Source organism: Bacteroidales bacterium (assembly GCA_023229505.1).
In the GTDB taxonomy this organism is placed as follows: domain Bacteria; phylum Bacteroidota; class Bacteroidia; order Bacteroidales; family JAGOPY01; genus JAGOPY01.
The window spans coordinates 46190-64386 of record JALNZD010000018.1; the positions used below are offsets into that span (position 1 = coordinate 46190).

Genomic DNA, 18197 nt, shown 5'->3' on the forward strand with positions numbered 1-18197 from the left:
ATTTTGAAGTATGTATCTCAGTCACCTGGAAATAGATAATTTTCTTGGAATCAGGTCGGCCCGGATCGATTTCAATGAAACCACCGTATTGATCGGGGAGAATGATTCAGGAAAATCTGCCCTCCTTGAAGCCATTGATAAGGTGCTGGCTGTCAATAAGGAAGGAGGCAAGCTCCGGTTCTATCCACATGAGTTTCATGTGGAAATGAGAGGCGGCACGTATGCTCCTACGGGCACCCTGCGCATTGCCCTCACTTTCAGGGAACGCCGGCCGGATGAGTGGTCTCTTCTCCAGGGCAATGAAATGGGCGTTCTTATCCGGGATGACAAAAACGTCATCCAGGAGCTGACTGTTGAAGTCACAGCCCAGCCCGGTGAAAAAGCTTCTTTTCCGGAATGGGGTATCCGTATTCCGGGCACGGACACTTCAGGAATGAAGAATGATCAGACTATTCTCGACTGGATCCGGAGGATGAACCCGGTATTTCGCATCAGGAGCGGAATCCTGACAAGTATCCCTGAACAAAAAGCGCATGATACATCAACGACAGGTAGCGAACCTGAAAAAAAAGAGGAGTTTATCAACCGGATCAGCAAGCACTTTGAAAACCTTTTACAAGGCACTGCCCCGGATGTCCATGCTGAACTTCGGGCCGGTTACCGCACTGCAATGAATTACCTCGAAGAAGCCTCCAGCCTTTTCCTGCCGGAAGGTTATTACGCACAAAGTATCATTGGCGATATTCTGGGAAAGCGTAGCTCTTCAGAGGGATTAATCGGAAGGGGTATTCATTATCACCACGGGTCAGCAGCTGAAATGATCGGATTGCTACTGTTCACAAATGCCATGCTGCAATCAGGCACTTTGCTTGCTGATCCTGCCTCAGAACCTATTTTCATCTTTGAAGATCCGGAAGCCAATCTCCATCCCATGACCCTTGAATCAGTCAGGTTGATGATCGAACGCCTCAAATGGCAAAAGATCATCACCACGCAATCAGGAGATTTCCTTTCAGGCTACTCCCTGCAGGATATCAGGCGCATTACGAGGCAGGCCGGTCATGTAAGGCAATGGAAGATTTCGCCCGGCAGCCTGGGTAACGAAGACTTGCGCCGGCTGAGCTATCACATCCGGATGCGGCGGGGTACGGCTACTTTCGCCCGTTGCTGGCTCCTGGTAGAAGGCGAATCGGAAGTGTGGCTCCTCCCCCATGTAGCACGCTTGTGCGGCTTCGAACTGGCGATGGAAGGCGTGGTGTGCATTGAATTTGCCCAGTGTGGTATCTCACCGCTTATTAAAGCGGCCAGGCAACTCGGGATAGAGTGGCACCTCCTGGCAGATGGCGACGCGGCAGGCAAAGCATATATCGATACGGCAAAACACTTTGCAAACCAGTCGAATGAGGATTATGCTAACAGCTTTACCGGGCTCAGGGATAAGGATATCGAGCATCATTTGTTTTTTAACGGTTACGCTGCCGTTTACCAGGAATACTCCGGTATTCCCATTAATTATGGGCAAAATATGCAGCCGCGCCGAATTATCGGGCGCGCCATCCACCGTAATTCAAAACCTTTCATGGCGATTGCCATCGTAGAAGCCATGGCACAGCCAGATTCCCCGGGGGTACCCCCTGTTCTCAGAAAATTAGTTGAAACCTGCGTTCGCCTGGCACAGGGAAGATCTTAATAATTGCCATTTCATTTTATTCCTTGGTTGCTGTCATTTTGTTTGTTATTTTTGAAACGCGTAAAGTTCTAACGAAGGAACCGGGTTATCAATAATCTATGCTCACTGGCACAGCTAAAAGAACAATTCCATACCTCTTTCTGATATTGTTTTCCACTTTAGGATCCCGGGCTCAGGTCCTGAAGGCTGGAAAACTTATACCGGAGGTTCATTGCATGAATGACAGCAATCATCATTATGCCCTGTACCTCCCCAGCTACTTTTATGAATCCGATGTGGAAGAATGGCCTGTGATCTATGCTTTTGATGCAGCTGCCCGTGGGTCGCTTCCAGTGGAACTGTTCCGTGAGGCATCTGAAAAATACGGATATATCATTGCCGGAAGCAATGTATCCGAAAACGGCCCCTGGGAACCAATCCTGAAGGCCGCCGAGACCATGTTCAAGGATACAGAAGCACGTTTCAAAATCGACCCTAAACGCAGGTATACGACCGGGTTTTCAGGTGGTGCCCGTGTAGCAACTTCACTCGCGGTGCTATATGGCACATTTGAGGGTGTCATCGGCTGTGGGGCAGGTTTCTCAAACAATTATCCACCTCATTTTGACCTGGATTTCAGCTATATCGGCCTTATCGGGAACCGGGACTTCAATTACCAGGAGATGCAAAACCTTGATAACCGGCTTAATAAATATAATATTAGCCATTATATCTATGAATTTCCGGGAGAGCATGACTGGCCATCCGCCCAGGTCATTACTGATGCCGTTACCTGGTTGGAATTCAGGGCTATGGAGAATGAATTGAAATGGACTGATTATGGTTTGAGAGAAGATTTTTATGAAGCAAACCATCAATTGATCCTGGATTTTATCGGGGAAGGAAGAGAATATGATGCTTCCAAGCAGTGTGAAAAACTTATCTCTTACCTTCATGGGGTCAGGAATATCAGTGAAATAGAAAAAATATTCGAAAATTTGAATAAAACCGATGCCATTCTAAAAGAAAAGAAAAACCTGGCTAAGATTTTGGAAGAAGAACGGGATTATTACCTGCAATATTCAGATGCTTTTGTTTGCTATCGTATAAATTATGAAGATAGTATGACACCTGTTAAGCCAAATTCATGGTGGAAGGAACAGCTTAAGATTGCCAATAGCAAGATTACAAAAGGTGATAACCCTACAGATACTTTACTTGGACGCAGGATGATTGATTTTATCTGGAGGACAGCCCATATGCAATATGAAAGCGTCCAGGGTACAGAATATCAACCTACTTCAAGATATTTCCTGGAGATCTGGGCTATGGCTCAGCCTGATGCAATAAGCCCATACTATTTTCTTGCTAAATTTTATACCAAGCAAGGCAGGTATGACAAAGCCCTGAAATCATTGGAGGCTGCCATCGACAGAGGGCTTTCCGATATCAACCTCATTGAAAATGACAGCATCCTTGTTAATCTTATCATGATTCCTGAATACCAGCAGGTTGTAGCTAAGATGGTGACTAATTGAATTGGCGGTTCAGGATTCAAGCCTACTGATCCTCCCCTTCCATTGACTTCTCCAGTTCCCTGGCCTCGCCCAGGAATTCCTCAACATCCATTTCACGGAAGAAAACAAGTCCATGGGCGGCCCGGATCCTGGGATGAGGGTTTTCATAGAAATAATCCTTTCCTAAAAGTAACTGTATAGATTTTAGCTGTTCGACCCATATCTTTCTGGACAGCTTGCTGAACGGCCCATCCATTTCATAGCTTGGAAAGGAAGCATCGACCTGGCTGAGGTAGCAGTTATGGAATGAACCCTCCAGCATGGAAAGTGAATTAAGCGAGCAAGGTACAAAAACATCTGCTTCAGCCGGGTGAAAGCGATACCATACATTACGGTAGCCCCATATTCTGAGTTTTTCAAGATCAGTTTCTGAAGACCACTTCCTGATTGCTTCGGCAATGGTCTGAAGCACTTTGTAATGAGTGTCAGGGCCACTGCCTTCCGGGTCCAGCGCGAGGCTGATGACAGTCGGTTTGATATCACGCATCATTTTCAATACCGGTTCCACATCGCGCGCTTTTTCCGGTGCCTGGGTGAAGATATCACCGGTATAAAAGCCCAGTCGTAAATGATGGATATTTTTTACCTGGACCCCATAATGAGCCCAAACCAGTTCCTCCTCAAATTCGCGGATCATCCCTTTGAGCTTTTGAATGTCCGGGGGATTTTTCTCCCCATCGTAACTATGATCAATATAATGGATCATCGAATCAAGCCTGACCAGCAGGTCCTGAATATCTTTAACCCCGTAAATCTCCACAAAGGCTCTGACGATACGATGACTGAGCCCTCGTTGTTTTTCAAAAGCATTACCGGACGCAACATTGTCAAGGTAATGATACACATCTTTATCCCATTTGAACCTATATCCTTTTTCAAAAAAGTCAGGATATTGAATCATCCGGATAAGGTCGTCATTAATCAACTGACGGGTATGATCAAGGGACGATCTGACAAATTTATTGGTGACCGCAGTAAAACCCGAAGTCATTATGGCAAAATGGAGTTTGTTGGTATGTGACCTGACCTGGTGGGCTATATGAGGAAGGATGCCCAGCATGATATCGTCATGATGCGGCCCGGTGTGGAGAAACACCTGGTCGAGCTCGGGTTCGAGCCCTTTTTGTAATTTGTGTTTTATGGCATCTTCAACCATTGGCACAATGCTTTCCGGAGCGCCGGGGATCATAGATGCAAAAATATCCGATCCGATATCATCAGTTGTCAGGTGATGACCGTATTTATCAAGTTTTTTAGTCAGGTCAATGATGGAACGTTCAGTTTTCTCATCCGTCCACGCTCCTTTATTATAATATCTCAACTGGCTGTCTTTCAGCCTGGAAGCAGCGCCAATGGTCAGGAAAAAGCGGCTGTTGGGAAGCTTTTGAAAGGCTGTGGCCGGATAAGTATTTCCGGGAGGGTTTTCCAGGGCCTGCCTGACAACTTCCGCCTTTGCTTCGCCTGCAGCAATGATAATAGCAACAGCATCAGGATTATGGGTTATGGTATCCAGGCCGATTGTGATCACCATCCTGTTCCTGGAGATTTCGATCCCTCCCAGGTCTGTCGCTGCTACGGCCTGGGTCTCAAAATTTGTGGAAGTGAGCCTTGTTGTGCTGTAATGATCGGAACCCTTGATATTGAACGCAATATGCCCGTCAGGACCGATTCCTCCTAAAAAAAATCCAATACCACCTTTATCCTGTATTTTTTTTTCGTAGCCTGTGCACCACTCATCAATCAGGAAAATAGAATCCTGTTGCAGACGGTCGAGTTCATTTTTACATTCCCGGTAACGCAAAGAGAGGTCAACTTTATTGCCCGGAAACACTTCCCGGTAACTTTTCCCACCTGCCAGACGGATCTCATCACAATTTACCAGCAATGCCCTTTTTGCATCCAGACCAAATCCGTCTATATAAAAGTTTTGAATATAATAGTAAAAACTATTGTGTTGTTCAGGCGATATCGGGTAGAATTCATCGATCTGGACAAACTGCAGGCCTTTCAGGTCAGGTTTTTTGGCCAGGAAAAGCCCATGTTCTTCACGGAGTTTTCTTTCAGAAGGATCATGCCAATGTCGAAGGAAATGCATGGTCCATTTGATAAAATACTCCGGGGTCTTACCGGTAGGAAGACTGATCACGCCTTCAGGATTTTGAGAAACCCATTCCAGGAATCGAAGGGAAGTCAGCATTCCAAGCCTGGGAAAATTATCGACCAGAATATATGGAAGAAAGGTAGTGATTTCGTAGCGGCCGGCTTTTTCGTAGAAGGATGATTCTACGGATGATGAAAATTTTTGCATCGGTTATTTATAGGTTCATGCAAAGTTCGTGAAAGTATTTGAAAGAAGAAAACAGAAGTCAGAAGACAGAATGCAGAAGATTTTGTTGAAAATTTTGATTCTTAGTCATCAATTAACCACAGTAGGCACATTAGAACACATAGAAAGCCACAATAGACCTAAGTGTTTTTCTAATGTGTCCTAATGTGTCTAATGTGGTAAAAAGGCGTAACGCAGATACTCCTGTCAACTGCCGACTCGATAAAAAATATTCCTATCTTTGCCGCCAGCCACGGTCTCGTAGCTCAGTGGATAGAGCAACAGCCTTCTAAGCTGTGGGTCGCGCGTTCGAATCGCGCCGAGATCACTAGGAAGTTGGCAGTTGACAGTTGGCAGTTGTCAGGATCACAAACCAGTGGTTAATTACCGGAAAGGGCTGGCCGGTGGCTGTGAGCCGTCTATAAAGCCAATAACTGAAAACCTGCCTTATAATATTTAAGATTTTATGGCAAAAACACATAAATGTGCTGTTAGTGGCAAAGAATATCCCCTTGATGCACTTCGCCAGGGTCCAATTATCCATTTATCCTTCTTAATCTGATACTCTCCTGCCTGGCTGCAATCCAGGCTCCGATTATCATGATGAGCCAGAACCGGAAAGAAGCCCGTGACAGGCGAAACCAACGATCATTTTGAGATACTTAGTATTATTGGATTTTAACCGGTAATTTTAATGGCATGAAAATAGCCAGGTTAAATAACATTCACCGATGGAAAGTTTCAGATTTAGTTATCCACAATTATTGGATGTACAAATTACCATCAATCATGCCCATGGATGATATAACTTTACCTGGTTTGGTTAGCCAAACGTTAGCCCCAATAATTTTATTAAGAATATTAAGAGCAGTAATAATAGCCAACTCAAAACAAATAGCCTGTCTTGAATTATTTCACCAGCGCCACCGTCCCTACTCTTTCTTGGTTTCCAGGAATACCATCCACCGTGAAAATAATCTTATACACATAGACACCTCCCGGGCAGGGATTTCCGTTCTTTTTTCCATCCCAGCCAACCAGGATGTCATTTGATTCAAAGATAAGTCCTCCCCAACGATCAAAAATGCTCATTGTGAAATGTTCTAGGCTCAATGAAAAATGAGATACACTGAAAGTATCATTGATTCCATTTCCATCTGGCGTAAAGGCATTAGGGATGAACAAATTGGTTTCTGGTATTTCTTCAGAAGTAAGTTTGATATAAACGGAATCTGATCCAGTACACCCTACCGAAGACTCCATCTCAACCTTGAACTTTCCTTCTGAATTGATGACGATGCTTTCCGTGGTATCACCAGTGTTCCAGAGGTAGGAAGAAAGACCGGAACCGGCATCCAGGACTTCGCCGGGATTCATTTCCAGTGTATCGGTGCCATGAAAGGTTGCAACCGGGTTTTCGCTTACAATCAGTTGTATACTTTTCTGGTCAGTGCAGCCGACAATGTCAGTAGCCAGAAGGGTGTAAAAGCCGGCATCCGAAGAGGTTACATTGAAAATGAACGGATCGATGTCGGAGGTGTCACCCGATGGATAAGTCCAGCGGTAACTTATTGGGGGTTGATTGCCGGACGCAATGCTCATGAGGCTGAACATCTGTCCTTCGCAGACTGTTTTAGAGGCTGATAAAATGATTTCGGGCGGCTCGTAAACTATCACTTCCCCGGTGCTGAACTCGGCCGGGATAGGATTGCCGCTTGCATTGGTAAAATAGCTGACAGACGGCTCAATATACCATGACAAATCACCCTGGCCGGGATTCTTGGTTGTAAACACTAAGTCCAGGATGGTTTCCGGCAGGGCAAAGGTAACCGGAGAAAGAGAATTCCACGCCAGGTTGATCTCCCCGGCTGCCTGGTCAACCCAGCCAGTGAGGCTGTCGACGAGTTGGGGATGTACATTAGTAAAGCCTTCGCATTGCAGGTTATCGGCGTTGTAGCCAAGCTTCAGGTGAAAATCGGCTACCGAGGTGAAATTATCCACATTCACCGCCACCAGCGCTGTATTGTCCAAACAATGCCCTCCCTCGCCGGTTACAGCATGAAGGTAGGTAAGGATGATGTTCTGAATTTCGATCACGAAGGTTGTATCGCAGTCGTTTTCGTCTTTGACAACACAAATGTAGCTTCCGGCTTGAAGATTATTAAATGTCCCGTTGTTGGTTTGCCAGTTGCTTCCGTTGTTGATTGAATAAAATATTTGCGTGGTGGAACCAGTTACAACTATCTCAATCGAACCGTTTCCTAAAAAATCCGTCTCGTCTGTTACAACTGGCGGCTGAACCTGCGGGCCAGGAATATCTGACAGGATTACCGGATTACCGATATAAAATCCATCACAGCCGTTAATATCACGGATGCGAACGATATAGGTTCCTGCCGGTAAATCAGTAAAAATGCTGTCAGATGCATAGCTTGCCCCATCATCAACCGAATATTCCAAACTTGAACCGGAAGGTGAAAATGCAGAAATAATCAGTTGTCCATCAGGCCTGAAACAATGAGGTGAAATGGTTTGAACCTGCGTAACCTGTAAGTTTCCGGCATCTTCGATGGTATAAACTGAAGAAGCCGTTTCACAGCCGTTGGCATCTGTGACTGTAAGGACATATTGCCCCGCGGAAAGGTTGAATACATCAATGTCTGTTCCGAAATTGTTGCCAGAAAGGTCTTCCCATTGGTATTGCATTGGTTCCGTCCCTTCAATGGCAAGCCCGGTGATCGAACCAGTTGCTCCATTGCAGGTAGTTGGAGTCACTACAAGTGCTGATTCATTGATCTGGATTGGAGGATAAAAACCGACATGAACCGTATCGCTATCACTGCAGCCAGTTTCGTTGAAAGAAGCCCTGACCCAATAGGTGCCTGAATCTGAAACCGTAATTGTTGGGCTTCCGAACTGGCCGGTGGACCAGGAATAGAGATCTGCCTCGCAATTCGCATTAAGTGTAACGGTATTGCCCTCACATATCGTCAGGTCAGGCCCTAAATCCGGATGAGGAACAGGATAAATTTCTATCTCTCTCGAAGTATGTTCATATCTACCTGTAGGATACCAGATATCGACTTTTACCTCGTGAGTTCCCGGAAATTGGAATGTATAGGTTGGCGAAAGCTCATAGGAGATATTTCCCGGGCCAAATTCATCGAAATTCCATTCTATGCTGTCGGGAGTCGGGACAAAATTAGGAAGGAATTGAACCGGTGTACCCTGGCAGTAATTGTCAGCTTCCCATTCGAAACGGTAGAGGTAATCGAGAAGGATATTTGGCAAACCCCACTCACAAACTCGTCCCAATAAATATATTCCATTTGGATCGAAATCGCAATTCAGACCTCTTTCCCACGGTTTGTTAATTACACCAATATAATATTGATAATTGGGGAAATTATGCGTTGGGAGAGAAGTATAAATTTTCCCATCGTTTGAAAGTTGAATATTTACTCCACTCTGGTTTGAAATCTCAATTGCAGAATTTACGAAAGCGGTTGAATCTTGAATGTATTGCATATCATATTGATATAAATAACCCGAATCGGATTCTTCAAAGGTGAGATACAAATATTTAGAGTCAGGTGAAAATTCACAACAATAAGCTGGTTCATAAGACCCCCAGATATTTTTCCTGTTGATCATGTACAGATATTCAATTTCCCCTGTTTCATCATTAAAGGTACATACTTCAAATGATTTTAAGTATTTTTCTTCGATACCAATGGTTCCTGCTCTGTGACCATTAACTAAATACTTTTTATCTGGTGATATTTTGATATTACCGCCATCGTCATATAAGAATTCCCGGTAAATACCGGTTGAACTAATGACAGGATCAGTATGAACTCCTTGTTCATCAACCAGGAAACTTGCATATCTGTCATCATGATAAAGGCGTGTGACAACCCAATATGCATCACCCGATCGGCTTTTCGTGACATTTTGATGGTCATGTGCCCAGAATGCCGCTTCCAATTCAATATTTTTAACATTAGTCACTGCTCCAAGTCCTCCGTTCAATGACATATCAATAATTGAATAATAAAATCCTTTAGGAGATATCCAATCGGAAACGGTAAACAAATAATACTGATCGGCAGAACCAGGCCTGGGAAAACTAATGGCAGATTGATCCCAACTCCCACCTGGAAGGATGTTTTCGCCATTGTCCATAATTTCTCCATTCTTGTTCCAAACTCTGTCGCCATCGGAATAGAACAATAAATTTCCAAGCGAATCACTCATAATTGTCCCATTACTAAAGCCAGCTCCAGTACCTACAGGTAACCAAGGCACAGGTTGGCCTGAGTTAAATTTTAAACCGGCCCATTGTCCAAAAATCCAGTTATCTGCCTGATGCTGGGAATATAAACTTTGAACTATTATTAATTGTAAGAAAATAATAAGGGTATATTTTGGATAACTAAACATAGTTCATTGAGTTTAAATACGCTATATCAGGCAATTTGCCTGATATAGCGTAAAGTTATTAACTATTCCCAAACGACATGGACATCCCCACCAGTTCCATTTTCTAAATCAGAACAAGTTCTGGTTTCCCCAGGATTTTTACCATGACAGCATAATGGTCCTCCGTCACAACCAGCCCAAACAGCGGCATATACTGTGAAATCCCAATTAGATGAGCATTGAGGCATAGTAAATGAAAATTCGTAGTGATCAGTATTACTTACAACAACACACGAATCGTCTACAATCACATAATTGTCAAAATCTCTTACAACTGTTATGCAGGGACCGTATTGCATACCAAGGCAACATGCTTCACATGATGGTATATCCCAGGTTACAGTGACATAACCAGTCGTGGTTTGACTTAATAATGATGAAGAGCCCAGAAGAACAATAAACAATATGGATACTAATTTTTTCATAAAACTCAGATTATAAAGTTAAGACTAAATTTTTGGATGTGGATTTTTTGGCTAAAATATTTTCATGCGGGGACGGGATGTCCCCCAGGGAGGGTGTTTAGCCAAAATGTTGAAAAGGGATCGAAATATTATTTTACAAAAGGGTAACTTTATTGTCACATGAAGAAATTTAATTTTGTGACAATAATAGAAGGCGAAAATATTTTGTGTATAGGCAGGCATGACCTAGTTAATTCATTCATTAATCCAAATTTAATTAAATATGTAATACAAAATCCGCTGCATCAGGTTTAACTATCGGTAGCAGTTATTTCTCAAGTTATTATGGTATTTATTCAAACGCAAGTTCTTTTGGAGGTTTCTCTGATTCGTATAAAGAAATGAGGATAATTTGCATACCACCCCATGCGAGTAAGGTTATTAATGGATTTAAGTTATATTCCGAAATATATAGAGATTGTGACCTTTATTTGTACCCCAGCGGTGGTAAAATGAAAACTAAGCAATTTGAAGAGGACAATTCACCCGTGCAAATAAAAAACATTATTGCATATAGGTTCAGTGAAAACGAAATAGATACTTTAAACACTGTCGAAGACAATTTTTGGGTTTCAAAAATATCAAATTATTCTACAAATGGGTTCATTGGAAGCAGATATCCAGAAAATTGCGGTAAAAAATCAATGTATTCAGAAAAATACTATTTGTATAGTAGTCCTGGAAACTTCTATATCAAGTATATTAAAGATTTAGGTACAGAAGTTCAACACTAAATAACACATAAAATCACATAATAAGTTCTGACTGCTGACTGCTGATCCCGAAATGTCCAAAATTGCGTTGAAATTTTATTGACTTTTCGAGGATCCTCGAAAAACTACCAAATCGAAGATTTGTTGTTTTTCGGGACTGCTAACTCCTCAACTTAAACATTCCTCCTTCTTAAATGTTAAATCACAAACTAAAATTTATGGAACCAAAACATAACGTTGTCGGTTGGTTTGAAGTACCGGTTGAAAACATGGAAAGAGCCATTCGTTTTTATGAGGCAGCCTTGCATTCAAGAAAATAAAGATATAATTTAACCTGACAGGCCTGACGACGCTGTCAGGTTTTTACTTCACCACAACCTGTCAGCGTCCTACAATAGGAGGACCTGACAGGTTGATAGCGAAATAGACATGTATATTGTCGAGATGGAAATTGAACCCCACCATTTATAATCTTTCTTTCATTTCTATTTATTAGTTTTCTGAAAATTTAGTAAATTGCATTCAAAAGTTCTGAGTTTTTAATTTTTAATTATTAATTTTTAATTTTTAATTATCATGTTCCTTCCTTTCTACCAGGTTGATGCCTTTACTGACCGGCTATTTGGTGGCAATCCGGCCGGGGTTTGTCCGTTGGACCAATGGCTCGCGGATGAGGTAATGCAGAAAATAGCCATAGAAAACAATCTCTCGGAAACCGCCTTTTTCGTCAAAGAAGACGATGGTTTCCATATCCGGTGGTTCACCCCGAAAGTTGAAGTGAACCTGTGCGGGCATGCTACACTGGCATCGGCACATGTGATTTTCCATCATCTTGGATACAGTGATGAGATGATTTCTTTTCAGTCGAGGAGCGGGATACTCAATGTAACCAAAGAAAGCGACCTGCTCATCCTCGATTTCCCTGCCAATAAACCCCAACGTACAGCCCTGCCAAATGATTTCGTGCAATCGCTTAATATTACGCCCATTCAGTGCTACCGCGGAAAGGAAGACTATCTTCTTCTCTATAAATCACAACAGGAAATCGAAGCTCTGGTACCTGATTTCCGACGGCTGGAAAAGATTGATGTGCGGGCTGTGATTGTCACTGCACCTGGTGACAAAGTAGATTTCGTTTCCCGCTTTTTTGCCCCGCGGGTCGGGGTAGATGAAGATCCTGTGACTGGCTCGGCCCATACCGTTTTGATCCCATTCTGGGCCGAGAAACTCGGAAAAACCGAGATGAAGGCTTTACAACTTTCACGCCGCGGCGGAAGCCTGTTTTGCCGCCTTCGTGGCGACCGGGTGGATATAGGCGGGAATGCGGTGACGTTTCTGAAGGGGGAAATCTTTCTTTAGTCAATCAATACTTTAGTATGCCCGGCAAATCTCAAACAATCGCTCCACATCTCGTAGGTTTCTGCTGAAAGTGCAGCTATGTTGCTTCCTGTGCTCAAAGTACTGACCGCTGACCCGTTCAATATCCGGGCTCGTGGCAAGCCAGACGGGGGTATCTGCTCCCTGATCGGGTGTCTCATGGCCGCCAAAGCCCATCGAATTGCTCAGGGCTGAGTTCACATCTCCGGGATGGCATACATTAACAGATATATTAAAGGAGTTAAGCCTGCCTGCAAAAGCTACGGTCAACATCCGGTTTGCCTGCTTCGACTGGCGATAGGCTTCATCATTGTCATATTGCCGGCGTTTGAATTCAAGGTCAGTCATATCCAACCCGCCTGCCCAATAGCTGGCCACATTCACCACCCTCGACGGGGCGCCGGATTTTAACTGAGGCGTGAAAGCTTCAATCATCCAATAATAGCCCAGCACATTAGTCGCAAACTGTACCTCAATGCCTTCAGGGGTTTCCGTCCGTTTCCGGGGAGTAGCAGCAGCGTTGTTGACCAGGACATGGACCGGCTCCTGAATCCTTGAAGCCAGTTCTAAGATTTCCACCTTACGTGATAAATCGGTAATGACATACCGGATATCATCCGAACCGGTTTGCCGACGGATTTCTTCCATCACCTTCAATGCTTTTTCTTCATCTTTCACGACCATGATAACCCTGAAATCTCCCGTCTCAACAAGCTGACGGGCAATGGCCTTTCCGATGGCACCAGTGGCACCTGTAACCAGGGCAAGTTTCCTTCTATTCATAACTTATATTGTCAATCGTTCAAATATAATTATTTTCGTCGTGATAATTCTAACTTTACAATAATCACGAATGATCATCATCCTTTTTATATACAGCCTGATTTTTATCGCCCTAGGATTGTTTTTTATCTTGAAAAAGAAAAAAATCCTCGGTGGCATGTTTATCCTGCTGGCAATTATGTTAACCATCGTTGGAATAGTAGCAATAGCAATTTATCCTAACATCTGGCCCTTTTGAACATGAAAAGATCCTTTATTACAGCATGCTTAATCTCGATAACCCTTGCCCTTTCGGCCCAGCAAAAGCCATCTTTTATCGGTTTACAGGCAGGGCCTTCATTCCCTGTGGGGAAATTCCAGGAGAAAAAGCTCCCGGATGGCAGTTTCACCCTGATTGGCTTCAGCACATCGCTGGAAGGCGCCTGGTTCTTCACGTCCTGGATGGGGGTTGGCGGATCGGCCGGCATGCACTTCCACCCGGTCGACGTCAGAACTCTCGGCTATGAAAAGGTTGTCGCTGATCCTTTCATGAACGATGTTTATATCAGGTCTGATCCTTACCGCTCATACACCGTCTATGCCGGTCTATTTTTCCAGTTTCCACTTGTACAAAGACTTTCTCTGACTGCCAAAGCATTAAGGGGCATTATGTTTACCCAATCGCCATACCAGTTGTATAAAGCAGATTATGAAATGATTGGCGAAAAGTGGTTTGAGATAACTTCTGCGGGTGATTTTGAAGGGAGTTTCCTGGCCGGAGCAGGCCTTAAATACGAATTGAAAAACTGCATCGGGTTCTCGCTAAATACAGAATTCACCTATAATGAAATGAATTTTGATTTCGAACTTTCAGATGGCAGCGTCCGGACAGATAAAAAGGTGGTGGCGTTTGTGAATGTTTTATTGGGAATCTTTATAAAAATTTAACGATGTAGCGATATAGCGATATTACGATTTGATGTTTATCAAAAATTCGCTATATCGCTTTATTTACAAATTCCCCAACTCAAAACTCAAAACTTAAAACTTTCGATAGGTTCTTGTCCATACCGGAATATCCGCATCGGGCGGGAACCTTTCAACTCGATCTGCTCTCCTTCGACCTGTAAAAGGGTAGCTTCCCTCAACCCAACTACGGTAACGCTTCTATTCACTGCCAGGAACTCTTCGATCCGCTGCTGCCGGGTTTCTCCGCCATGGCCCTCGGGATTGGCATCCAGGTAATGCGGGTTGATCTGAAAAGGTACCAGGTTGAAAGTATCAAAACTTGCAGGCTGGATAATTGGCATATCATTGGTAGTGCATAAAGTGGGGCATGCGACGTTAGCACCCGCACTCCAGCCCATAAAATGCATCCCTTCCAGCACACGTTCCCTTATGACTTTAACAAGATTGAGCAGGTGCAACATATAGACCAGGTGAAAGGTATTTCCACCACCTACAGCAATAACCCGGGCCTTCCTGACCGCTTCAACGGGGTCTTTTTCCCGGTGGATGGAATAGATTCCATAACCAAGTTCTTTAAAAACGGCCTGTACCCGTTGCTCATAAAGATCATATGACCGCTCTACACTTTCAGAAGCCAGGTTTACCCCGGCATATGGAATGAATAAAATATCGCTCACACCTGTACCATCAAGGAATGCGCTGATATATGGCCTTGGCCACCCTAAATAGGGTTCGCCTGCGTTGGTGGAATTGCTGATCAGCAGGAGTCGTTTCATAATTTCGGTATTATAACTGTTTTATACAAAGTAAAGAATTATTTCTCCCAAATGAAAGGCCAATAGTTCAATTTCCAATTTGTCGCCTCAAGCCAGGTAAGCTTATAACTCCACCTGAATACCCGGTACCATTTGTGCTGGCCTGTATAAGAGTCAAGCTTTTTCCAGGGTTCAACGATACCGGAATTCATCGCATCACGCCTGGCAAGTGATTCAGCTACCGATCTCTGCTGATCGGCCAGCAGACTTGCGGAATATCCAATTTCACGTAAACGTTCAAGAATCCGCAAAGCAATTTCAAAATCTTTCAATGTTATAAAATGATCAAGCATTCCTGTAAGGAAAAACGGATCCTTCGCCCGGATCACGCGGTCAAAAAGTGGAATGAACACGACACCCTGCTCAAGCAATTTGTTGCGGTAATAATAATTTTTCAGGGTCTGAAAAGCTTTGAGGTAATCTGAAAAGGATCCATCCATAAGGTCTTCAAGTTCTTTTTCTTTTTGTTGAAAATTTGCCGGTGCTTCCAGGAGCACTTTCTGATACCACGCCTCATCATCCCGGACCCTGCAACTGAGATGATCCATAGAAAGGTTCACAGCATCTTCGGTTATTTTCAGGGCAAGGATGAATTCGCTCTTATTCCTGGCCTCCTTTGCCTGGACCATCAGCTCATTATATTCCCTGAATACCATTTCACATTCATTTTGATGTATAGATTCCCCTAAGGCAAAATACTGGTCCGAAAGGGTATCATTCTCCGCAAACTCGTATTCCGACAACATCAATTTAACCTGATTTAGCGCAAATCCTGCTCCTACAAAATCATAAGCCCACGCCTTTACCCGTCCATCCGATAAAATTTCCTCCATAACCCGCCTTGCAGCTGCCTGGCGATATCTGAAAAGCTCAGGATGAGGACGGAAAACATAACCTCTCTCCTGGAAATAAGCTTTATTGAAATAATAGAGCGCATTGCTGAATTCTTCCTTATCAAAATCCCTGAGCCCCTCTTCCATAAGTTCATCATAATGATATTGCCGGAAACTGCTTTCAAGTTCCTCTTCTATCACATCTTTCCCGATCCGGTACCCTGCCCTCATCCTTGTTTCTGCTGCCTGCCTGTAAACCTGCTCCGCTTCCGGCAATTCGTCTTTTGCAATTAATGTCCGGGCTTTATTCAGAAGATCATAATAAATGCCATTCCTGGCAATTCTCATCCACTCATGAAACTGTCCGGGACATGGGTAGTAAGGAGCAACCAGGCAATGTTTTTGTATCTCATTCAGGTAAACCAGGGCTTTATTACTTTCTTTCAGGTCGATTAGTTTAATAACCTGGCTTTCAAAATTAAGGAAAAGCCATTTTTCAAACTCCTGAAGCGTATCAGGTTCAAAGCAAATAAAATCTTTATCGGAAAACAAATCCCGGGCATTTATTAAATATTGGGCAGCCATCACGGGGTTTTCTTTCAAGGCAGATTTCCCTGATATCTCAAGGTAAGAAGTCGCGATACTATTCTTCATCAGTCCAACCAGCTGGTACGCAGCTGCCTGATATTCATGCAGATTCATAAGCTGAGAAAGATCATAGGCCGATTGGTAATAGGTCAGAGCCCTGAGCTGGTTGCCGGATGATCTGTAACTGTTGCCACGCTCAATAAGGCACTGCACAAAAACCTGGCACCACAAACGTAATCCGTTGGTATCTATCCCCGGCTGCCGGTTCAGCCTCTTGTGAAGAACCTGCAAACCGGCATTGTTGAAATCAGGCCTGGCTAAACCTTCAATGAAATTGACATAGCGGAAATCAGTTTTATAAGCCAACTCATGATAATAGTCGAGCCTGTCCATATATTTTATCAGCAGATCTTTCTTAAGAGTAATCAATCCTGATGAAGCGGGTTCAAAATAGTTGTAATGAATAATTGCTTTAAACCTGTTATTAAGCCTTACCAGTTCCTGAAATTTAGCATCAAGACCGGCAAGATCAGGTTGACCTGGTATCAGCACCGAATTAAATATATCAGGCCGGATATACTCAATAATCCTTTCCAGTTCAACCTGTCTGAGTATCATTTCAGCCTTTATGCCGGATTCGGAAAGAAACCCATTGGCCGCCCAGGCTCTGGCACTGTCAGCTATGAGCGAAGCAGCATAAAACTGGTCAATTTGCAGGATACGGTCACGGAATTCTTCATAGGAAGATTTAGTGTAATGAAAGACAGCCCTGGAAAAAACAACAGAAAGGTTGCTATCGGAAGTGTTCCTGGCAAATGTCAGGGAAGTATACAGACTGGAGTCACTTTCAAGGGGAATATCAATAAAGATCAGGCTGTCTGAAACAAACCCATCAAAATTGACTAGCTGAAAAATCAGGTCTGCTTTTTCAGGCTTAACGGAAGCAGATACATTATAGCCACGGTATATAAGGGGAAAACACACCACACTAAGCGGCAGTACCCTGATTTCAAGTTGTTCCGGCCTGCACTGATCAGTCACATAATGGATCTTATAATCAAACCGCAGGGATATTTCACGGAAAGATTGTTGCCCGGCTAGCGCAATATCCTGAATAATAAGATTCTGGTAATAATTGTCATTGCTATTGGTAATACCTTCAAGGGTAACAGACTGGTTCAGAATGAAGTGTTCCTTGCATTGAGGAAGGATAGCCTTAGGGAATATAAAAATAAGAATAATGACCGCAGCCATTATTCTTCTTATTCCTCTTTTAACCTTAGGTGCCAATGTTTTTGATATTAAATTAAGATGCCGGCTTTTCAACCGGCATCTTTCCCGAGTGCCCAAGACAAGACTCGAACTTGCACGAGCGTGCGCTCACTACACCCTGAATGTAGCGCGTCTACCAGTTCCGCCACTTGGGCCTTTTGGTAATATTTTTAATTTTTAATTTATATTGTGCCCAGAACAAGACTCGAACTTGCACAACCAAGAGGTTACATGGCCCTCAACCATGCGCGTCTACCAATTCCGCCATCTGGGCTTTTTAGCGGGGGCAAAAGTAAGAATAATTTTAAATTATTTATAATAAACAAAATACATTTTTCTTTGACAGTTCT

Annotated in this window: 13 protein-coding genes and 3 tRNA genes; 8 read left to right on the forward strand and 8 right to left on the reverse strand. The window is 43.5% G+C overall.

Translation table 11 applies throughout. The annotated features are described in order from the left end of the window. Positions 1-10: 10 nt before the first annotated feature. Both M0Q51_08205 and M0Q51_08210 read left to right on the forward strand, forming a co-directional pair. Positions 11-1690: a DUF2813 domain-containing protein gene (locus M0Q51_08205; protein MCK9399958.1), complete on the forward strand. Its 1680-nt coding sequence runs from the start codon at positions 11-13 to the stop codon at positions 1688-1690. 98 nt (positions 1691-1788) lie between these two features. After that, the gene (locus M0Q51_08210) at positions 1789-3207 is read left to right on the forward strand and encodes a hypothetical protein (protein MCK9399959.1); all 1419 of its coding nucleotides are present in this window, start codon (positions 1789-1791) and stop codon (positions 3205-3207) included. A gap of 22 nt (positions 3208-3229) precedes the next feature. Here M0Q51_08210 and M0Q51_08215 read toward each other — a convergent pair whose 3' ends face one another. Beyond that, positions 3230-5554 (reverse strand): 6-phosphogluconolactonase, encoded by a 2325-nt coding sequence (locus M0Q51_08215; GenBank protein ID MCK9399960.1) that lies wholly within the window; start codon positions 5552-5554, stop codon positions 3230-3232. Positions 5555-5827: 273 nt separating this feature from the next. Here M0Q51_08215 and M0Q51_08220 point away from each other — a divergent pair. Together M0Q51_08220 and M0Q51_08225 are read left to right on the forward strand one after the other, a co-directional pair. Next, a tRNA-Arg gene (locus M0Q51_08220) sits at positions 5828-5900 on the forward strand. A gap of 254 nt (positions 5901-6154) precedes the next feature. Beyond that, on the forward strand, positions 6155-6229 hold the full coding sequence (locus tag M0Q51_08225) for a DUF1003 domain-containing protein (protein MCK9399961.1): 75 nt from the start codon (positions 6155-6157) through the stop codon (positions 6227-6229). A gap of 252 nt (positions 6230-6481) precedes the next feature. Here the strand turns inward: M0Q51_08225 and M0Q51_08230 are convergent, their stop codons facing one another. Both M0Q51_08230 and M0Q51_08235 read right to left on the reverse strand, forming a co-directional pair. Further along, complete coding sequence (locus M0Q51_08230) at positions 6482-9829, reverse strand: gliding motility-associated C-terminal domain-containing protein (GenBank protein ID MCK9399962.1); 3348 nt, start codon at positions 9827-9829, stop codon at positions 6482-6484. Between the two features lie 248 nt (positions 9830-10077). Continuing rightward, on the reverse strand, positions 10078-10479 hold the full coding sequence (locus M0Q51_08235) for a hypothetical protein (protein ID MCK9399963.1): 402 nt from the start codon (positions 10477-10479) through the stop codon (positions 10078-10080). 491 nt (positions 10480-10970) lie between these two features. On the opposite strand from M0Q51_08235, the gene M0Q51_08240 reads away from it, so the two are divergent. Continuing rightward, a complete protein-coding gene (locus M0Q51_08240) occupies positions 10971-11252 on the forward strand; it encodes a hypothetical protein (protein MCK9399964.1) in 282 nt (93 codons plus the stop codon). Positions 11253-11807: 555 nt separating this feature from the next. Beyond that, the gene (locus tag M0Q51_08245) at positions 11808-12590 is read left to right on the forward strand and encodes a PhzF family phenazine biosynthesis protein (GenBank protein MCK9399965.1); all 783 of its coding nucleotides are present in this window, start codon (positions 11808-11810) and stop codon (positions 12588-12590) included. Between the two features lie 12 nt (positions 12591-12602). Here M0Q51_08245 and M0Q51_08250 read toward each other — a convergent pair whose 3' ends face one another. Next, positions 12603-13391 carry an SDR family NAD(P)-dependent oxidoreductase gene (locus M0Q51_08250; protein MCK9399966.1) on the reverse strand — a complete coding sequence of 263 codons (789 nt, stop codon included), beginning with the start codon at positions 13389-13391 and terminating at the stop codon, positions 12603-12605. A gap of 70 nt (positions 13392-13461) precedes the next feature. Between M0Q51_08250 and M0Q51_08255 the strand changes: the two genes are divergently transcribed. Next, on the forward strand, positions 13462-13629 hold the full coding sequence (locus M0Q51_08255; GenBank protein MCK9399967.1) for a hypothetical protein: 168 nt from the start codon (positions 13462-13464) through the stop codon (positions 13627-13629). A 2-nt stretch (positions 13630-13631) separates the two neighbouring features. Next, positions 13632-14318, forward strand: coding sequence for a hypothetical protein (locus M0Q51_08260; protein MCK9399968.1), 687 nt, complete (start codon positions 13632-13634; stop codon positions 14316-14318). Between the two features lie 86 nt (positions 14319-14404). On the opposite strand, the gene pepE is transcribed toward M0Q51_08260, so the two are convergent. The 4 genes from pepE to M0Q51_08280 form a co-directional block, all read right to left on the reverse strand. Next, on the reverse strand, positions 14405-15115 hold the full coding sequence (gene pepE, locus M0Q51_08265) for a dipeptidase PepE (GenBank protein MCK9399969.1): 711 nt from the start codon (positions 15113-15115) through the stop codon (positions 14405-14407). Positions 15116-15153: 38 nt separating this feature from the next. Continuing rightward, the gene (locus M0Q51_08270) at positions 15154-17865 is read right to left on the reverse strand and encodes a hypothetical protein (protein ID MCK9399970.1); all 2712 of its coding nucleotides are present in this window, start codon (positions 17863-17865) and stop codon (positions 15154-15156) included. A gap of 53 nt (positions 17866-17918) precedes the next feature. After that, a tRNA-Leu gene (locus M0Q51_08275) sits at positions 17919-18002 on the reverse strand. A 35-nt stretch (positions 18003-18037) separates the two neighbouring features. Continuing rightward, positions 18038-18121 (reverse strand) — tRNA-Leu (locus M0Q51_08280). Positions 18122-18197: the final 76 nt, after the last annotated feature.